Origin of the sequence: Actinokineospora auranticolor, from assembly GCF_002934265.1 — a bacterium.
Taxonomy (GTDB): Bacteria; Actinomycetota; Actinomycetes; order Mycobacteriales; family Pseudonocardiaceae; genus Actinokineospora; species Actinokineospora auranticolor.
In genome coordinates this window covers 72,034-89,775 of the sequence record NZ_PTIX01000017.1, presented here as the reverse complement: position 1 = coordinate 89,775, position 17,742 = coordinate 72,034, and the positions used below count along the sequence as shown (strand labels likewise).

Here is a 17,742-nt window from a genome sequence, read left to right as displayed (position 1 = left end):
TATACCCTAGGGGGGTAGGGCAGTGGCAACCGCCCGCTGAGCGCACTTGGCTGATACCCATAGGGGGTATATACAGCCTTTCCGGGCCGGAACTGGGAGAATGGGGCGATGGCTACCGTCATCGCGTTCCACGCGCACCCGGACGACGAAGTGATCCTGACCGGCGGCACGCTCGCCAGGGCCGTCGCCGAGGGCGACCGGGTGCTCATCGTCGTCGCCACGCAGGGAATGGACCCGAACGGTCCGACGCCACGTCAGGGTGAACTCCAGGCCAGTGCCGCCGCGCTCGGCGTCGAGCGGGTCATCCGGCTCGGGTACGCCGACAGCGGCCACGGCCCGCTCCTCTACCCGGACCCGCCCGGCTGGACACGGTTCGCGCGCGCCGACACCGAGGCGGCCGCCGAGCGGCTGGCCGCGATCCTGCGGGCGGAGCGCGCCGAGGTGCTGATCGGCTACGACCCCAACGGCGGCTACGGCCACCGCGACCACCTCAAGGTCCACGAGGTCGGCAGGCGCGCGGCCGAGCTGGTCGGGGTGCCGACCGTGCTGGAGGCCACCGCGCCGCGCGACCTGGCCGTCCGGGTCGGCCGGGTCCTCCGCGCGCTGCGCGTCCCGTTCCGCTTCGACCTCGAGGGCACCTTCAGCCCGTCGGCCGCCATCACCCACCGCGTGGACGTCCGCCGCTACGCCCGCCAGAAGCGCGCCGCCCTGCTGGCCTACCGGTCGGTGGTCCACGGCAAGGGCCGCCTGGCCCCGGCGCTGCGCCTCCTGCTCCGCCTGCCCCTGCCCGTCTTCGCCCTCTTCGCGGGCCGCGAGTGGTTCGTCGACCCGGCGCGGACACCGGTTCCCTACGAGCGGCGGCGAACCGAGGACTTAATCGGCCGGACCTGGGTTTGACACAAACTACGAAGTTTCCCGTGCCGCAGCCGCAAATCTCGGTCGAGTCCATACCGTCGACGGCATGACGACACGGCTGCGCAAGGCGTTCTGCGCTGTTGTAGCGGTGGTCCTCGCGGGTGGCCTGGCCACGGCCGTGCCCGCGTCCGCCGCGGAGGGGGATGTCGGCTCGGGGCTGGAGTGGGGGAGCTGTCCGCCCGACCCGAGCGGGTTCCCGATCGACCCGCGCCTGCGGTGCGCCACGCTGCGGGTGCCGCTCGACTACCGGGAGCCACACGGCCGGAAGATCGACATCGCGGTGTCGAAGCTGGCCTCGGCCACACCGGGGACGCGCCGCGGCGTGCTGTTCCACAACGCGGGTGGACCCGGCGGGGCCAGTCTGAACCTGCCGAGCATCTACGCCCGGTTCTACCCCCAGGAGGTACTCGACCGCTACGACCTGGTCAGCTTCGACCCGCGCGGTGTCGGGTACAGCACCCCGATCACCTGCGGGCGCCGCCTCGGCGGCGACATCGGCCAGCTGCCCGCGGACCTCGTCTTCCCGTTCCCCGCACCGGACGGCTCCATCCAGCGCAACGTCGCGTTCGCCGGGGCGCTGGCCCGTGACTGCCTCGACAAGGGCGGCGAGGTGGTCCGGTACGTCACCACCGCCAACACCGCGCGGGACATGGACCGCTTCCGGATCGCCCTCGGTGAGCCGAAGTTGTCGTACAACAGCGGTTCCTACGGCAGCTACCTCGGCGCGGTGTACGCCGAGCTGTTCCCCGGCCGCGTCGACCGGATCGTCCTCGACGCCAACGTCGACCCGAACCGGGTCTGGCACCGGCAGTGGGCGCTCTGGGACCCCGGCGCCGAAGCGCGGTTCCCCGACTTCGGCCGGTGGGCGGCCGACCGCGATGCCGAACTCGGGTTCGGCGCCACCCCGGAACAGGTGCGCGCCAACTACCTGGCGCTGGCGAAGCGGCTCGACGCCAACCCCGTGCGGCACCCCACAGGCAGGCTGCTGACCGGCGCGCTCTTCCGCGCGATCTACCGGGCCGCGCAGTACCACGTGCTGCTGTTCCCGCAGATCGCCGGTTGGTGGAAGTTCGCCGCGCAGAACGGCCCGCCGCCGCCGTTGGGGCCGGTCGCGGAGACCCCGGGGATACCGCAGGACAACAACCTCGCCGTGCTGCTGGCGGTGGTCTGCGGCGACGCGGAGTGGCCGCGCGACGCCGAGCACTACCAGCACGACGTCGACCGGAACCGTCCCCGCTTCCCGGTGCTGGACGGCATGGGCGCCAACATCTGGCCGTGCGCGTTCTGGCCCGGGCCGGTGGAGCCGCCGGTGCGGGTGACCGACCACGGGCCGCGCAACGTGTTGATGTTGCAGACCCGGCGGGACCCGGCGACGCCGTACGAGGGTGCGCTGGGGATGCGTGCGGCGTTGGGGAAGCGGGCGGTGATGGTGTCGGTGAACACCGGCAACCACGGCGCGTACGACCCGAGCACACCGTCGTGCGCGACCACCGCGGCCCACCGCTTCCTGGCGCTGGGCGAGCTGCCGTCGCGGGACCTGTCGTGTGAACCCGACACGCCCCAGGCTCGGGCGTCGGCGGGCCTGCCCCCGCTGCTGCTCGCGAAACTCGCGCGCTGACCGCGCTCCTTGAGGTCGGCCCTGGCGGGGTCGACCTCAAGGAGTACGCGCCCCGCGTTGGCACCGAGGTCCCGGTCGGCGGAGGATGCGGGTATGGCACGGGTCTTCATCACCGGATCGACCGACGGGCTGGGCCTGCTGGCCGCCCGCCACCTCCTCGACGACGGGCACGAGGTGACGCTGCACGCCCGCAACGACCGCCGGGCGTCCGATGTCCGCCGCGCCGAACCGCGCGCGTCCGCCGTGGTGGTCGGCGACCTCTCCGACATGTCCGCCACCCGCGACGTCGCGGCCCAGGTCAACGCGCTGGGCAGGCACGACGCCGTCATCCACAACGTGTCCCTTGGCCACCTCGAGCGCCGCCGCGCCGAGACGGTCGACGGGGTGGAGCACGTGTTCGCGGTCAACGTCATCGCCCCGTACCTGCTGACCGCGTTGATCACCCCACCCGACCGCCTGGTCTACGTCAGCTCCGGCATGCACCACGGCGCCGACACGAGCCTTGGAGATCTACAGTGGACCCGACGCCACTGGAACGGCTCCGCCGCCTACAGCGACTCGAAGTTCCACGAGATCCTGTTGACCAACGCCGTGTCCCGGCGGTGGCCGCACATCCCCGCCAACTCGATCAACCCCGGCTGGGTGCCCACCCGGATGGGCGGCCGCGGCGCCCCCGACGACCTGACCCTGGGCGCGACGACGCAGACGTGGCTCGCCACCAGCGCGGACCCGGCGGCGCGGGTCACGGGTCGGTACTTCTTCCACCGGGAGGAAGTAGACCCCCACCCGGACGTCTACGCCACCGAACTCCAGGACGAACTCCTGTCCTACTGCGCGGACCTCACCGGAACCCCGCTACCCCAAGCCCAACCGGCCTAGTCGACAACGTCCAACCTCGGCGCCGCCGACGCCGCCACCGCCGCATTGGCAATGGCTTCCGCGTCCTTCACGGACAGCGCGGGCACTGCTCGCTTGGTGCGTTTGGTGGTGTAGACGGCGAACTGCCCGAGGTCCCGGTGGTAGCAGACCTCGCGGGCCTCGCTCCAACCGACTTCGAGGAACTGTCTGCGCAGCAAGCCGACGAACAGGAACAGGAGTCTCAGGACACCCGTGCCGTCGCTCATCGCCCCGGTCAGGGCCAGGACCCGTTCTTCCGGCTGGAGGTAGTCGGCCGGCAGCCGCACCTCCTTCATGGACCCGACCAACATCCCCTTCACCCGCCCCAACGCGGCGGCCACATCGGGCCGCAACACGGGCACCTCCTGTGCCACTGGCTCCGCAGGCTCAGGCACCGGCCGGACATCCGTGTGGAACGTCCAGCGGTGGCCGTCCCAGTAGCGCAGCAGGGCTCCGTCCATCGGGTCCACGAACCAGCCCGCGGGGCGGTGGGTTGTCTGGTTCATCATTCGGTCCCGTCGTCGGACAGGTCGCCGTCGCCACCCGCGTCCGTGCCCACGGCACCGACCGCCGCCGGTACCCGACCGTCACGCCGCCCGGGCTCCGACGCCCGCCACTCGACCGCCTCAGCCACCTCGGTGTAGTCGAGCACGTGGTCATTCCCCAACCCCACCAACAACTCCCGAACCTCAGCAGGCGTCGCATAGAAGAACTCCCGCCGCGGATTGACCATGTTCACCCGCCGATGCGCCCGTGTAGTGCGCCCGCTCCTTGGCCGGCCGCGCGCGCTCCCGCTCGATCTCCTCCATGACCTTGGCTCAATTCCCCGCGACCGCAGACGATGATCCTTCGACGCCATTGCGCCACACATGTGGACACCCGGCTCCCCGATGGGTTCCCAGGTCGTGACCAGCCGCTTCGCACTGTCCCCGTGGTGCCACAACTCCCCGGGTGTGCGACATACCGCCGCCACTTGTCGACCTCCGCCCGCAGCTTCGGGCCGGCCGCGTCGAGCGCGCTCGGCTTGGTGGATCGGTCGCGTGCGTGTCGCGGCTCCGCACTCGCTGCCGTGGTCCCGGCGCCGCCCAGCTGCTCGACCCACCCTGGCAACTCCGCGGTGGTGGTGCACGCGGTGGTCACCTGCTGCTGGAGCGCCGACACGTCAGTGTTCTCCCGGTCATTGCACGGCGGGGCCCGCCAATTCGGTCCACAGTGGTCAACTCCGCCCGAGTCCACGTGCGGGTGCTACTCGATCGGACATCCGCTCACGGAGTGTGAAACGGCCCGGGCCACTCCGGACCGCGCGACCCATCAATGGGGTACTGCTCCCGTCCCCGGCTTGCCCCCACCCCCCGACACTGCCAGCGTGGGGCCGCGCCGCGCGGGGGCTGGGGGCCGCGGTGTCCGGGTCGGCGAGCGCAGGGAGCCGAGTGATGGGTACGCAGGTCAGCAGGCAGTACCCGGCCTTGTCGCCGGGGGATCCGGCGGTTCGCGCGGTGCTCTCCGCGTGCGTCGACGAGGTGCGCGAGGTCTTGCGCACCCCCGGGTTCGGCGACGGCGCCCCCACCATCGGCGCCGAGTTCGAGATGTTCCTCGCCGACGCTTCCGGCAGGCCGCGCCCGGTCAACCTCGACGTCGTGGCCACCGCCGCGGATCGGCGGGTTGTGGTCGAGGGGTCGCGGCACCTGGTGGAGGCCAACCTCACCCCGATCGCCCTCGCCGGTTCACCGTTCACCGCACTCGCGACCGAACTCGCCGAATGCACGGGAATCCTGCGCGCCGCGGCGGCCGAGCACGGCGCGCTCGTCACCGCCATCGGCACCCTCCCCACGCTCACCGCCGCGGACCTGCCCGCCGACTCGTTGACCGCGTTGCCCCGCTACGGCGCGCTCGACCGCGCCATCATGGGTCTCCGGGGCACACCGGTCCGGATCGATGTCGACGGCGTGGATCCGTTGCGGTTCAACTGGGACAGCATCGCCATCATGGGCGCAACCTGCTCCTGGCAATTGCACCTCGCCGTCCCGCCTGCCGACTTCGCCCGGTTCTACAACGCCGCGCAACTTGCCATCGGACCAGCGCTCGCGGTCTCCGGCAACTCGCCCCTGCCGTTGGGGCACCGGCTGTGGGTCGAGTCCCGGATCCCGCTCTGGGAGCAGGCGGCCGACGACCGGGCCGCCGTCCGGCGCGGCGACTTCGGCACCGGGTGGCTGGTCGGCGGCGCCGAGGACCTGTTCGCCGAGCTCGTCCGCGACCACCCGCCGCTGCTGGCCGACCTCGCCCCGGAGCCGGACCCGACGCCGTTCCCGGCCTTGCGCGCGCTGCGGTTGCACCAGAGCACCGTGTGGCGCTGGAACCGCCCCGTCTACGACCCGGCGGGGAACGTGCGCGTCGAACTGCGCGCGCTCCCGTCCGGTCCGACGCCCGTGGACATGTGCGCGAACGCCGCTTTCCTGCTGGGACTGATCAACTGGGTCGCCGACGAACTCCCCGACCTCGCCACCACCGCGCCGTTCGAGCCGGTCCGGACCACCTTCTACCGGGCCGCGCGGTCCGGTCTCGGCAGCGAGCTGCACTGGCCCGGCGCGCACCGCGACACCCCGGCCCCGGACCTCGTCCGCAGGCTGGTTCCCTTGGCGGCAGAGGGTTTGCGCCGCCGCGGCGTCACCGACGCCGACCCGCTGCTCGCCGTGGTCGAAGACCGCGCGACCTCCGGCCGCACCGGCGCGGCCTGGCAGATCGGCGCGTTCGCCACCGCGCCGGGGTCGCGACCGGCCGCGCTCGCCCATACCCTCGCCCGGTATCGCGAACTCGCCGCGGGCGGCGAGCCGGTGCACACCTGGTGAGGCGCTGAAAAGTCCTTTATGGACGGAGCAAGGACGTGCAAGCTATTACACCCGTCCGGTGGTATAGAGCGGTCGCGGAGCGGCAATACCATTGCTAGCCATCGGCCGCCCACCCGCGGCCTCAACGGCAATCGACACCCAGCCGGTTGCGTTCGACCAATCGCGCCCAAAACCTCGAACTACGCTGCCTTCCCTATTCGGGGGTGAGTGGTGTGCCCGACCCTGTCCTGCTGGACGTGACCCTGCGCGACGGCGGCTACCTCAACCGCCACCGCTGGACGCGCGGGCAGGCGCACGCCGTGCTCGCGGCCTGCGCCGCGGCCCGGGTCGACCTCTGCGAAGTGGGCTACTTCCGCCCACGCCACCACGAGCGCGGGGACACCGCCGCGCCCGTGGCCTGCTGCCCGCCGGACTACCTCGCCGAACTGCGCGAGCGGCACCCCGGCGTGCGCCTGGTCGTGATGGCCAGACCCGGCGACACCGTGCCGTCGGACTACCGCGCGCTGGCCGCCGCGGGCGCGCACTGCCTGCGGCTGACGACCGCGCCGAACCACCTCGACGCCGTCGCCGCGCACGTCGAGGCCGCGAAGGCGGTCGGCCTGCGGGTGACGCTCAACCTGGTCCGGGTGAGCGAGTTGACCGCGACCGACGTGACCAGGACCGCCGCCGCGGCGCACCGCTACGGCGCGGACGTGCTGTACCTGGCCGACTCCAACGGGAGCCTGTTCCCCGAACAGGTCACCGAACTCGTCGCGCTGGCCGCCGCGCACGCGGGGGACGCCGGGCTGGGGTTCCACGCGCACGACGGGCTCAGCCTGGCCTTCATCAACTCGCTCAGCGCCGCGGCGGCGGGCTGCCGCTACCTCGACGCCTCGCTCGGCGGTGTCGGCAAGGGCGGCGGCAACCTCTCCCTCGAACTGATCGCCGGGTACCTGCGCACGCGGGCGACCGCCCGCTACGCCACGGTCCCGCTCGCCCGCGCGGTCCCCGCCGTGCTGCACGCGTGCGGCGACGACGTCCCGGCCCGGTTCGACGCCATCGCCAGCGGGCTGCTCGACCTGAACATCGATGACCTGCGCGTGGTGCGCGAGCAGAACGGCGAACTCGCCGCGCTCGTCGACGCGCGCACCGCCCCGAACCCATGAGAGCACAAGGAGACGACAGCCATGTCTGAAGCGTTCGTCCAGGAGTTGGAGGAGCTGATCCACGCCCGGCGCAAGAACACGAGCCCGCTCTACCAGACCATCCTGGCGGGCAAGGCGACCGAGCGGCTGCTCCGGGTCTTCGTCGAGCAGCGCTGGCCGATCAAGAGCTGGTGGACGCGGAACCTGGTGGGCGTCGCGGCCCGGATGGACGACCTGGACATCCGCCGCTCGCTCATCGAGAACGCCTACGAGGAGGAGTTCGGCGCGCTGTCGGACTCCAAGCGGCACGTCGACACCTTCGAGGACTTCGGCCGCGCGGTCGGCGTCGACCCCGCGACGCTGCCGACCCTCGAGCTGTTCCCGGAGACCGTCGCGGTCATCGAGCACAACCGCCGCGCCTGCAACGACACCAACGTGCACTTCACCGAGGGCGTGGCGTCGGTGCTGCTGCTCATGGAGGGCCAACCGCCGATCACCGACGAGCGGGGCCGGAGCATGATGGCGGTCATCCGCGACGACTACGGCGTGCCGGAGTGGGGTTACGAGTTCTTCAAGCACCACGCCTCCGCCGACGCGGGCGAGTCCGGGGTCAGCGAGTTGGAGGACGAGCACACCGCCCCGCTGCGCGTGGTCATCGACCGCTACTGCGACACCGACGAACTGCGGACCGGCGCCCGCCACGCCTTGGAGACCGCGATCGAGTTGCGGCACGCGCACTTCGACGCGATCCTGCGCGAGGCCTACGACCCGGCCGAACCCGTCTTCCGGTACACGGCCGACTAGCCGAGCCGGTGGGAGGCAGCGGTGACCGGATACCCGCACGTCTACTTCGCAGGCGCTTGGCGGCCCCGGGGCCAGGCCGTGGCGTCGATGGACAGCCTGGCGCTGCGCTACGCGCTCTCGGTCTTCGAAGGCGTGCGGCTGTACCGGGGCATCGACGGCGCGCGCCCGCGGCCGTTCCTGCTCGCCGAGCACCTGGACCGGATGCGCACCTCGCTGTCCGCCATGCGGTTGCCCGACCCGGGCGTCGACCAGGTTCCCGCACTGGTGCGGGAACTGGTCGACCGCAACGGCATCGACCAGGACGCGTACGCGCGGATCACGGCGACCCCGCTCAACGCGGGTGGTCTCGGTGACGACGCCGAGACCGCGCTGACCGTCACCGCGACCCCCATGGGCCGCAAGCGCTGGCTGGCCGAGGGCATCGGCATGTCCCTGGCCGTCAGCGCGACGCAACGGGCGCCCAGTGCGGCCTTCCCCGCAGCGGTGAAGAACATCTCCAACTACGCCGGTCCCCGGCTGGCGCTGCTGGCGGCCAAGGACGCGGGCCACGACGGCTGCGTCCTGTCCAACCGGTGGGGACGGCTGTGCGAGGCGCCGACCGCGGCGCTCTTCCTGGTGCGGGACGGCACTTTGCTGACCCCAGCGCTGACGGAGGACGTCCTGCCCAGCATCACCCGGGCCTGGCTGCTCGCCGAGGCCGCGCGGACCGGACTGCCCGCGCGCGAGACCACCCTGACCGCCGAGGACGCCTACCGCTGCGACGAGGCTTTCCTCTGCGGGACGGGTATCGAGCTGGCACCCGTCCGCGCGTTCGACGGCAGACCGTGCGGGCACTGGCCCGACGACCGGGTGACCAGGTTGCTCGCGGTGCGCTACTTCACCGCGGCCCGGGGCGGTGCCGGGCCGCGCTCGGCGCTGCTGGCCGAGACCGCGCCATGATCGACTGGGGGACGGCGACCCGGGGCGCCGCCGCGCTCGCCGAGCGCCCCGAGATCGCGTCCGGGGCACTCGCCGCGGCCGCCGCGCGCGCGGGCCGCTGCCAGAACACGGCGTTTCCCCTGTCCCCCTTGCCGGTCTACGCGGCCGCGGCCCCGGCGCGCGCGGTGGTCCCGGCGTTGGAGCGGTACGTGGGACTGCTGCGCCGGATCGTCGAGGTGTTCCGCGCCGAGCCCGCCGTGCGCGCCTGGTACGGGCTGGGCCCGGCCGCCGAGGCGCTGGTGGCCGCGGACCCGCGCGACGACGTGCCGGTGTGCAGGCTGGACGGCTACCTGGAGCAGGGCACGGAACGGTTGTGGCTGCTGGAGAACAACGCCGACGCCCCGGCCGGGACCTTGTTCACCCCGAGGGTCAACCGGATCGCCGCCGAGACCCTGGCGGACGCGGGCTCCCCCTGTCCACAGTGGTCGGACCTGACGTTCACCGACGAGGCGGCACTGCTCGGGGCCGTCTGCGCGGACCCCAGGGTGGGCAGGGACCCGGCCGTGGCCGTGCTCGCTCTGGCGGGCGCCGTCAGCGCGGAGGTCGAGGAGATGGTCGAGGTGTTCCGGTCGGCGGGCGCGCACGCGTTCGTCGCCGACCCGCGAGCCGCCAAGGTCCGCGCGGGACGGGCCTACTTCGACGGGGAACCGGCGGACGCGTGCTGGAACAAGGTGAACACCGCCGGGTGGCGCGCGGTCGTGGAGTCCGACCCGGACCTCGTGCGGACGTGGTCGGAGGCCGTGTCGGGCGGGAACCTCGCGGCCGCCAACCCGTTCGGCGCGCGCTACGCCGCCGAGAGCAAGTTCGCCCTGGCGCTGCCGCGCGACCCCGGGTTCGCGGACCTGTTCACCGAGGAGGAGCGGGCGGTGGCCGACCTTGTGCCGTGGTCCGTCCGAGTGGACGAGCGAACCCCCACGCCGGAAGGAAACGGATCCCTGGTAGCGGAACTGCTGGAGAACCCCGCCGACTACGTGATCAAGCAGGCGTACGACATCCGAGGCGACGGCGTCACCGTCGGCCGCGCCGCAAAGCGCTCGGTGTGGCGCGCGGCGGTCGAACGCGCGGTGCGCGAACGCCTCCTGGTCCAACGGTATGTCCCACCCGCGGCATATCCCGTGGTGCGACTGGCGGACAAGCCGGTGGTCGCCGCGATGCCGATCAGCTTCGACACCTACGTGCTGGGCGGGAAAGTCGTCGGTTTCGGCTCGAAAGCCAGTTTTCACGCCCGGCTCAACGTCTTCCGCGGCGGGCGGAAACTCGCCGTGCACGTCCTGCGATGAGCACCGGAGGCGCCATGCCCGTCGAACGGATCACGCTGCGCTTCGTCACCACCGAGCTGACCCGCCCGTTCGAGAACCGCTGGCAGCGCTACCACACCTGGACCAAGCTCGTGCTCGAAGTGGACGACGGTGCCGAGACCGGTCTGGGCGAGTGCGCCGCGATGGAAACCCCGTTCTACAACTACGAGACCATCGACACCGCGTGGCACATCACCGAGCGCTACCTCGCGCCGATGGTCCTGAGCGCGGGGGCGTCCACGCCGGAGGAGGCCGCCGCCGCGTGGGCCGAGGTCGACGGCCACGAGGAGACCAAGGGCGGTGTCGAGGCCGCGCTGTGGGACCTGCGCGCCCGCAAGGCGAACCAGCCGCTGTGCGTCGCGCTGGGCGGCGCGGTCCGGCCCGTCCCGGTCGGCGCGACCGCGGGCATCGAACCCACCGTCGACGAACTCCTGGCCAACCTCGACCGCCTGCGCGGACGCGGCTACCAACGGGTGCGGGTGAAGATCCGCCCCGGCTGGGACGTCGAACCGCTGCGCTCGGCCGTCCGCGCCTTCCCCGACCTGCCGCTGCTCGCCGACGCCAACGCCGCGTACCCCGAATCGGCCGTCGACGACCTCGCCGCACTCGACGACCTCGGCCTCGCCGGGATCGAACAGCCCTTCCCGCGCCACCTCCTCGACACCACCGCCGCCCTCCAGGCCCGCATCGCCACCCCGATCTGCCTCGACGAGCAGGTGCACTCCACGCACGAGGCCCGGCGGGTGTGCCTGCTCAAGGCGGGCCGGATGGTCAACATCAAGGTCGGCCGGGTGGGCGGGCTCGCCGAGGCCAGGAAGGTCCACGACATCTGCCGGGACGAGGGCGTCGACCTGCTCGTCGGCGGGAAGTGGGACCAGGGCGTCGGCCGCTGGTGCGCGCTGGCCCTGGCCACGCTGCCCGGGATCACGCTGCCCAGCGACATCGGCCCGAGCGGCGACTACTACCTGGACGACGCCGCCGACACCAAGGTCGAGTTCGACCGGCCCGGCTGGGTCACCCCGCGCGACGCCCCCGGCCTGGGCACCCGGCTGGCCGCGAACGCGCGCATCGAACGCGAACTGCACATAACCGCGTAACCGCTTGAACGACAGGAGATCCGGTGACCGATTGCGCCGCACTGTTCGCCGAGCACGGCACGTCCGCGGTCAGCGACGCGCTCGACCGCCTCGGTGTCGACGGCGGCCTCCCCGGCCTGGCCGCGCGTTCCAGCGCCCGCCGGGTCGCGGGCCCGGCCTTCACCGTCCACTTGGAACCTGTGGCGCCCGGCACCCCGGCACCCGCCGCGGACTACATCGACGACGTCCCGGCTGGCGCGGTCGTCGTGCTGGCCAACGCGGGCCGTGACCACTGCACGGTCTGGGGCGACATCCTCACCGAGGTCGCGCTGCGCCACGGCGTCCTGGGCACGGTCATCGACGGCGTCTGCCGCGACCTCGACGCGATCCGCGCGCTGGACTATCCACTGTGGAGTCTCGGGTCGTACATGAAGTCCGGCAAGAACCGGGTCCGGATGGTCGCCGCGCAGGTCGAGGTGACCGTGCGGGGGACGGCCGTGGCACCGGGCGACCTCGTGGTCGCCGACGCCAGCGGCGTGCTCGTCGTGCCCTCCGGCCTCCTCGACGACACCGTGCGGGAACTGCGCGACGTGCTGCTCGTCGAACAGGCCGTGCGGGACGCGGCGGCAGCGGGCGTGCCGCTGCGCGCGGCGCGGCGCGAGCACGGCTACAACCGCCCGCCGCTGTCCGGGGCACGGCCGTGACCAGGGCGCTGATCGCGGGGCTGGTGCACGAGTCCAGCACCTTCATGGTCGAGGTCATGGGGCCGACCACCGCCGACGACTTCACCGTGCACGCGGGCTCCGACCTCGTCGCCGCCTTCGCCGACACCAACACCGTCGTCGGCGGCTACCTCGCCGCCTGCGCCCGCCACCGCGCCGCGGGCGTGCCCGCGCTGCACGCCCGCGCCGAACCCGGCGCCGCCCTGGCCCAGGACGCCGTCTCCGTGCTGCTGGAGCGGCTGCTGGACCGCGCCAGCCGGGTCGGCGCCGTCGACGTCGTGCTGCTCGACCTGCACGGCGCGGGTGCCACGGCGGCGGGGGAGAGCGTGGACCTGGTCGTGCTGCGCGCCGTCCGCGCCATGGTCGGCACCGGCGTACCGATCGCGGCGACGCTGGACCTGCACGGCAACGTCGGCGACGAGGTGGCCGCCATCGCGGACGTGGTCGTCGGCTACCAGGAGTACCCGCACACGGACATGGCCGCGCGCGCCGAACGCGCCGCGGACATCGCCTTCGCCCAGCGCGCGGGCCGCGCCCGGCCGGTGACCGCGGTGCTGCGGCTGCCGATGCTCATCCCGCCGTCGACCACCGCGTCCGGCGCCGCCGCCGACGCCCGCGACCTCGCCCGGGCCGCCGAGGCCGAGTCCGGCGTGCTGGCCTGCACGGTCTTCCACGGCTTCCCCTACGCCGACACACCGCAGACGGCCGTCTCCGTCGCCACCGTGGTCGACGGCGACCGCGCGCACGCCGACCGGGTCAACCGGCGCCTGGCCGACTGGCTGTGGGCGCACCGCGCGGACTTCACCGTCCCGACCCGCGCGCCCGAGGAGGTCGTGCCCGCCGCCCTGTCCGCGCCGACGTTCCCCGTGGTCATCGGCGACGGCACCGACAACCCGGGCTGCGGCGCCCCGGGGGACGGCACCTACCTGCTGCGGGCGCTGCTCGACCACGACGCGCGCGCCTGCTTCGCCACCATCCACGACCCGGCCGCGGTGTCCGCCGCGATCGCCGCGGGGGTCGGCGCGCGCGTGCCGGTCGCGCTCGGTGGCCGCCACGGCTGGGCCAGCGGGCCACCCGTCGAGGCCGAGGCCCTGGTGCGGTCGATCACCGACGGCCGGGTCGTGCAGCAGGCCATGCGCCGCGGCAAGGCACTCGACTTCGGCCGGTGCGCGCGGCTGCGCGTCGGCACGGTCGACGTCGTCGTGGCCACCCGGCGCAGCCAGGTGTTCGACCCGGAGATCCTGCTGCTGCACGGCATCGACCCGGCCCGCTACGACCTGGTGGCGGTCAAGTCGGTCACGCACTTCCGCGCGGGCTTCGCCGCCGTCGCCGCCGACCTCGTCGTGGCCGACGCGCCGGGACCGCTCAGCCGCGACATCACCGCGCTGCCGCGCACGGGCCCGACCGCCGCGCGCTGGCCCGTCGACCCCGGGACCCGTTTCCCCACACCGAACCGCCCGAGGGAGTCCCTCCGATGAACGCGCCGACCCCGACCGTCCGGGACGCCATCCGGCTGCGCCGCAGCGCCACCCGGCTCACCGGCCCGGCCCCCACCGACGCCGACGTGGTGTCCCTGCTCGCCGCCGCGGCCAACGGCCCAGACCACGGGCTCCTGCGCCCGTGGCGGTTCATCCTGGTGCGCGGCGACCGGCGCGCCGACCTCGGCCGCGCGCACGCGGGCGGGCTGCCGCCGGGGGCCGCGCGGGACCGCGAGGTCGGCAAACCGCTGCGCGCGCCGCTGCTGATCTCGATCGTGTTCGCGCCCCGGGTGAACCCGAAGGTGCCGGAGTGGGAGCAACTGGCCGCGACGAGCGCGGTCGTGCACAACCTGGGGCTGCTGCTGCACTCGGCGGGCTGGGGCTCGATCTGGCGCACCGGCCCGGCCAGCCGCTGCCCCCGGGTGGCGGCGGCGCTGGGGCTGCGGCCGGGGGAGCGGTCGCTGGGCTGGCTCTACGTCGGCACGGTCGAGCGCGTGCCACCACCGCGGTCCGGTCCCGACCTCCGCGACCGGGTCAGCACGTTGTCGGCGCCGGGCGCGGCCACGCCGCTGGCGCCCGCGGCGGTGCTGTCGTGAGCGGGGCGAGCAGGCTGCGCGGCTTCGGCGCGTCGGTGTTCGTGGAGATGACCGAGTTGGCGAACCGCACGGGCGCGGTCAACCTGGGACAGGGCTTCCCGGACAGCGACGGGCCACCGGAGCTGTTGGCGGCGGCCAGGGACGCCATCGCGGCGGGCCACAACCAGTACCCGCCGGTGAGCGGGGTCCCGGTGCTGCGCGCCGCGGTCGCCGAGGACCGGGCCGCGCGGTACGGCACCGAGTACGACCCGGCCCGCGACATCGTGGTCACCACCGGCGCCACGGCGGGCATCGCGGCGGCGGTGCTGGCGCACTGCGAACCCGGCGACGGCGTGCTGGTGTTCGAACCCGGCTACGACTCCTACGCCGCCAACATCGCGATGGCGGGCGGCGTCGCCCGACCGGTCCGGCTCGACCCCGGCCCGTCCGGCTTCAGCTTCGACCCGGCGGACCTGCGCGCGGCGACCGGCCGCGGCACCCGGCTGCTGATCTTCAACTCCCCGCACAACCCGACCGGGAAGGTGTTCACCGACGCGGAACTGGCGCTGATCGCCGAGCACTGCGTCGCGCACGACCTCATCGTCATCACCGACGAGGTGCACGAGCACCTGGTGTTCGACGGTCGGAAGTCCCGCTCGCTCGCCGAGTGGCCGGGCATGCCGGAGCGGACGCTGGTGGTCTCCGGCGCGGGCAAGACGTTCAGCGTGACGGGGTGGAAGGTCGGCTGGGTGTGCGGGCCCGCCGACCTGGTGGACCCGGTCCGCACCGCGCACCAGTACCTGACCTTCAACTCCGGCACGGCGTTCCAGGTCGCGGTCGCGCACGGCCTGCGCGAACTCGGGCCGTGGGTCGACGGGCTGCGCGCGGACCTGCAGGACCGCCGCGACCTGCTGGCCGCGGGCCTGGCGGGGGTGGGGCTCGACGTGCTGCCGTCGGAGGGCACCTACTTCCTGCAGACCGACATCCGGTCCTGGGGCCACACCGACGACCTGGCGTTCTGCCGCGACCTCGCGCCGCGCGGCGTCGTCGCGGTGCCGACCTCGGTGTTCTACCTGGGTGAACCGCTGCGGACGCTGGCCCGGTTCACCTTCTGCAAACGGGTCGAGGTGCTGACCGCCGCGATCGAGGCGCTCCGCGCCGACACCGCGCGCAGGCGATAGGGATCGCGCTCAGGGGTGCAGGGACGCGCCTTTGACGATCTTGTCGACGGATTTCCGGTCCGCCCGGAAGGCCAGGCCGACAATGGCGAGCTTGTCGGTTTCCACGCGGCGCACGGCGGCCCGGTTGTCCACGTCGTTGTTCGTCACGAACAGGTCCTCGGTATAGACCGAACAGGTGACCTCACGGCGCAGGGCGCGTTCGTGGACCTTGGCGACGGTCTCGTGGTCGGCGACGAAGACCAGCACCGGCTGGACGAACATCGGCAGGTAGCGGACCCCGGAGGCGTCCTCGTACGGCTCGCCCGTCACACCGCCCACGGTCGCCGCGATACCGCTGGTGGTGAACGCGGTGACGTTGAGCTTCTGCCAGTCCTTCAGGTCGTCGCGCAGCACTACGGCGATTTTCGTGTCCCATACGACCGGGGAAGGGCCCTGCGCCTCAGTCAACTCGAACTTCTCCTCGAATACCGCCGGTCCGGTGCGCCGGACCGCGCGCGTGCCACTCTCGGGGGTCGCTACACCCGCCGTCTTGTACGATCTTGCTGCTTTTCCGCGCACTCCCCATTGGAGGGGGCGCGACAACGCTTTCCGGTAGACTTTCGCCCGTGACGCCCGGGCTTGAGGTGGGACCGAAAGCGGCGGACGCGTCGGCGATCTGGCGGCCGGGGTTCTCCGGGATCGAGGTCCTGCACGCGCGGTTCCGCAGGCACCGGTACTCCCGCCACGCGCACGACGCGACCACGGTCGCGGTCGTCGACGCGGGCGCGGCCGAGTTCGAGTGCGCGGGCCGCCACCACGTGGCGCCCCGGGGCAGCGTGTTCCTGATCAGCCCGGGGGTCGTGCACACCGGCGTGCCCGGCGACCCGGACGGCTACCGGTACCGCGTGCTGTACCTGACCGACGAGGCCTTCACCCGGCTGCGCCCCGGCCAGGCCCCACCGCGCTTCGCCGCGGCGGACACCGTGGTGCGCGACCCGGAGCTGTACCTCCGCCTCGACGCCGCCCACCGGCTGCTCGCCGGACCAGCCGCCCCGGCGGCCCAGCGCGCGGCCCTGGCCGCCGTCGCCGCGCGGTTGGGCGGGCACGCCGTGCGGGGACCGCAGGTCGAGGACGCGCGCGGCCACCGCGCGGTGGCGGCGGCGCGGGCGTACCTGGAGGCGAGGGCCACCACCAAGGTCACCCTGGCCGACCTGGCGCGGGCCAGCGAGGTGAGCCCGTACCACCTGGTGCGGGTGTTCAGCGCTGAGCTGGGCGTGCCACCGCACGCGTACCAACTGGGCTTGCGCGTCCGGATCGCTCGGGGCCTGCTGGAAGCGGGCGCCACCGCGGCCCGGGCGGCGAGCGAGGCCGGGTTCTGCGACCAGGCCCACCTCTCGCGGGTGTTCAAGAGCTACACCGGGGTCACCCCCGGCCAATTCGCGCGCGCCACCCGGCGCGCGAACCGGGGGGCACCGTGATCGAGGTCCACGTCCTGCGCGTGTTCACCGACGAGCACGGCCGCTTCGGCAACCCGCTCGGCGTGGTGCTGGGCGGCCCCGAACTGGCCGGACCGGTGCGCCAGGCCATCGCCACCGAGCTGGGCTACAGCGAGACGGTGTTCGTCACCGACCCGGCGACGGCCCGGCTGCGGATCCACACGCCCGCCGTGGAACTGCCGCTGGCGGGCCACCCGCTCGTCGGCACGAGCTGGCTGCTGGCCCGCGAACTCGGGGAGCAGCCGACCGAACTGCGCCCGGAACTGGTGTCCGACCCGGTACCGACCTTCGTCGAAGACGACCTGACCTGGATCCGCGCCGCCACCGCCGACGCACCCCCGTGGCTGCACACGCGCCTGGCCGACCCGGCAGCGGTCACCGCCGCCGAACCGGTCGCCCCCCACGCGGCCAGGACCCAGTTGTGGGCCTGGTCGGACGAACCCGCGGGCCACATCCGAGCCCGGATGTTCGCCGCCGACTTCGGCGTCGTGGAGGACGAGGCCTGCGGCTCCGCCACCCTCCTGCTGGCCGCCACCCTGGGCCGCGAAATCCAAGTCCACCACGGCGCGGGCTCCCGTGTCTCCGCCCGCCCCGCCGGTCCCACCGCGGCCGAAATAGGCGGCCGCGTCACCCACGACGGCACGATCACCGTCGACGTACCGGACGCCGCCGCGCCCGCGAAGGACGAATAGCCGCTTTTTGACCACTCTTTGGCCACTGCGGAATCGGCTGCCCACTTTTCTGTCTGTTTTCGA

18 protein-coding genes are annotated in these 17,742 nt (G+C 73.2%); 15 read left to right on the top strand and 3 right to left on the bottom strand.

The window, feature by feature from the left end:
- The first annotated feature begins 108 nt into the window (after positions 1-108).
- From CLV40_RS26030 to CLV40_RS26020, 3 genes are all read left to right on the top strand, one after another.
- Positions 109-897, top strand: coding sequence for a PIG-L deacetylase family protein (locus CLV40_RS26030; RefSeq protein WP_104481616.1), 789 nt, complete (start codon positions 109-111; stop codon positions 895-897).
- 64 nt (positions 898-961) lie between these two features.
- A complete protein-coding gene (locus CLV40_RS26025) occupies positions 962-2,533 on the top strand; it encodes an alpha/beta hydrolase (protein ID WP_104481615.1) in 1,572 nt (523 codons plus the stop codon).
- A 93-nt stretch (positions 2,534-2,626) separates the two neighbouring features.
- On the top strand, positions 2,627-3,412 hold the full coding sequence (locus CLV40_RS26020; protein ID WP_104481614.1) for an SDR family NAD(P)-dependent oxidoreductase: 786 nt from the start codon (positions 2,627-2,629) through the stop codon (positions 3,410-3,412).
- Here CLV40_RS26020 and CLV40_RS26015 read toward each other — a convergent pair.
- A complete protein-coding gene (locus CLV40_RS26015) occupies positions 3,409-3,936 on the bottom strand; it encodes a DUF2510 domain-containing protein (protein ID WP_104481685.1) in 528 nt (175 codons plus the stop codon). The two genes, CLV40_RS26020 and CLV40_RS26015, sit on opposite strands and share 4 nt — an antisense overlap.
- The gene (locus tag CLV40_RS26010; RefSeq protein WP_245931579.1) at positions 3,936-4,103 is read right to left on the bottom strand and encodes a hypothetical protein; all 168 of its coding nucleotides are present in this window, start codon (positions 4,101-4,103) and stop codon (positions 3,936-3,938) included. The genes CLV40_RS26015 and CLV40_RS26010 overlap by 1 nt, the downstream gene beginning before the upstream one ends.
- 760 nt (positions 4,104-4,863) lie before the next feature.
- Between CLV40_RS26010 and CLV40_RS26005 the strand changes: the two genes are divergently transcribed.
- From CLV40_RS26005 to CLV40_RS25960, 10 genes are all read left to right on the top strand, one after another.
- A complete protein-coding gene (locus tag CLV40_RS26005) occupies positions 4,864-6,276 on the top strand; it encodes a glutamate-cysteine ligase family protein (RefSeq protein ID WP_104481613.1) in 1,413 nt (470 codons plus the stop codon).
- A 212-nt stretch (positions 6,277-6,488) separates the two neighbouring features.
- The gene (locus CLV40_RS26000; RefSeq protein WP_181043743.1) at positions 6,489-7,421 is read left to right on the top strand and encodes a beta/alpha barrel domain-containing protein; all 933 of its coding nucleotides are present in this window, start codon (positions 6,489-6,491) and stop codon (positions 7,419-7,421) included.
- A 21-nt stretch (positions 7,422-7,442) separates the two neighbouring features.
- Positions 7,443-8,204 (top strand): iron-containing redox enzyme family protein, encoded by a 762-nt coding sequence (locus tag CLV40_RS25995; protein ID WP_104481611.1) that lies wholly within the window; start codon positions 7,443-7,445, stop codon positions 8,202-8,204.
- Positions 8,205-8,225: 21 nt separating this feature from the next.
- Entirely contained in the window at positions 8,226-9,143 is a 918-nt protein-coding gene (locus CLV40_RS25990) for an aminotransferase class IV (RefSeq protein ID WP_146108249.1), read from the top strand.
- Positions 9,140-10,462, top strand: a complete 1,323-nt coding sequence (locus CLV40_RS25985; RefSeq protein WP_104481609.1) for a hypothetical protein — start codon at positions 9,140-9,142, stop codon at positions 10,460-10,462. The genes CLV40_RS25990 and CLV40_RS25985 overlap by 4 nt, the downstream gene beginning before the upstream one ends.
- Before the next feature lie 14 nt (positions 10,463-10,476).
- Positions 10,477-11,577, top strand: a complete 1,101-nt coding sequence (gene menC / locus CLV40_RS25980) for an o-succinylbenzoate synthase (RefSeq protein WP_181043742.1) — start codon at positions 10,477-10,479, stop codon at positions 11,575-11,577.
- 23 nt (positions 11,578-11,600) lie between these two features.
- A complete protein-coding gene (locus CLV40_RS25975; RefSeq protein ID WP_104481607.1) occupies positions 11,601-12,260 on the top strand; it encodes an RraA family protein in 660 nt (219 codons plus the stop codon).
- A complete protein-coding gene (locus tag CLV40_RS25970; RefSeq protein ID WP_104481606.1) occupies positions 12,257-13,756 on the top strand; it encodes a M81 family metallopeptidase in 1,500 nt (499 codons plus the stop codon). Before CLV40_RS25975 ends, CLV40_RS25970 begins: the two co-directional genes overlap by 4 nt.
- A complete protein-coding gene (locus tag CLV40_RS25965) occupies positions 13,753-14,352 on the top strand; it encodes a nitroreductase family protein (protein WP_104481605.1) in 600 nt (199 codons plus the stop codon). The genes CLV40_RS25970 and CLV40_RS25965 overlap by 4 nt, the downstream gene beginning before the upstream one ends.
- A gap of 47 nt (positions 14,353-14,399) precedes the next feature.
- On the top strand, positions 14,400-15,512 hold the full coding sequence (locus tag CLV40_RS25960; protein WP_104481684.1) for an aminotransferase class I/II-fold pyridoxal phosphate-dependent enzyme: 1,113 nt from the start codon (positions 14,400-14,402) through the stop codon (positions 15,510-15,512).
- Positions 15,513-15,521: 9 nt separating this feature from the next.
- Here CLV40_RS25960 and CLV40_RS25955 read toward each other — a convergent pair whose 3' ends face one another.
- Positions 15,522-15,959: a DUF2000 family protein gene (locus tag CLV40_RS25955; protein WP_104481604.1), complete on the bottom strand. Its 438-nt coding sequence runs from the start codon at positions 15,957-15,959 to the stop codon at positions 15,522-15,524.
- A 158-nt stretch (positions 15,960-16,117) separates the two neighbouring features.
- On the opposite strand from CLV40_RS25955, the gene CLV40_RS25950 reads away from it, so the two are divergent.
- Positions 16,118-16,969 carry an AraC family transcriptional regulator gene (locus CLV40_RS25950; RefSeq protein WP_146108248.1) on the top strand — a complete coding sequence of 284 codons (852 nt, stop codon included), beginning with the start codon at positions 16,118-16,120 and terminating at the stop codon, positions 16,967-16,969.
- The gene (locus tag CLV40_RS25945) at positions 16,966-17,679 is read left to right on the top strand and encodes a PhzF family phenazine biosynthesis protein (protein ID WP_104481602.1); all 714 of its coding nucleotides are present in this window, start codon (positions 16,966-16,968) and stop codon (positions 17,677-17,679) included. The genes CLV40_RS25950 and CLV40_RS25945 overlap by 4 nt, the downstream gene beginning before the upstream one ends.
- Positions 17,680-17,742 lie beyond the last annotated feature (63 nt).

What these genes read in the sequence shown, in the direction of transcription:
- CLV40_RS26020 (WP_104481614.1), top strand. Translation starts at nt 2,627, where the DNA reads ATGGCACGGGTCTTCATCACCGGATCGACCGACGGGCTGGGCCTGCTG.
- CLV40_RS25965 (WP_104481605.1), top strand. Translation starts at nt 13,753, where the DNA reads ATGAACGCGCCGACCCCGACCGTCCGGGACGCCATCCGGCTGCGCCGC.
- CLV40_RS25985 (WP_104481609.1), top strand. Translation starts at nt 9,140, where the DNA reads ATGATCGACTGGGGGACGGCGACCCGGGGCGCCGCCGCGCTCGCCGAG.
- CLV40_RS26030 (WP_104481616.1), top strand. Translation starts at nt 109, where the DNA reads ATGGCTACCGTCATCGCGTTCCACGCGCACCCGGACGACGAAGTGATC.
- CLV40_RS25995 (WP_104481611.1), top strand. Translation starts at nt 7,443, where the DNA reads ATGTCTGAAGCGTTCGTCCAGGAGTTGGAGGAGCTGATCCACGCCCGG.
- CLV40_RS26015 (WP_104481685.1), bottom strand. Translation starts at nt 3,936, where the DNA reads ATGAACCAGACAACCCACCGCCCCGCGGGCTGGTTCGTGGACCCGATG.
- CLV40_RS26005 (WP_104481613.1), top strand. Translation starts at nt 4,864, where the DNA reads ATGGGTACGCAGGTCAGCAGGCAGTACCCGGCCTTGTCGCCGGGGGAT.
- CLV40_RS25960 (WP_104481684.1), top strand. Translation starts at nt 14,400, where the DNA reads ATGACCGAGTTGGCGAACCGCACGGGCGCGGTCAACCTGGGACAGGGC.
- CLV40_RS26025 (WP_104481615.1), top strand. Translation starts at nt 962, where the DNA reads ATGACGACACGGCTGCGCAAGGCGTTCTGCGCTGTTGTAGCGGTGGTC.
- menC (WP_181043742.1), top strand. Translation starts at nt 10,477, where the DNA reads ATGCCCGTCGAACGGATCACGCTGCGCTTCGTCACCACCGAGCTGACC.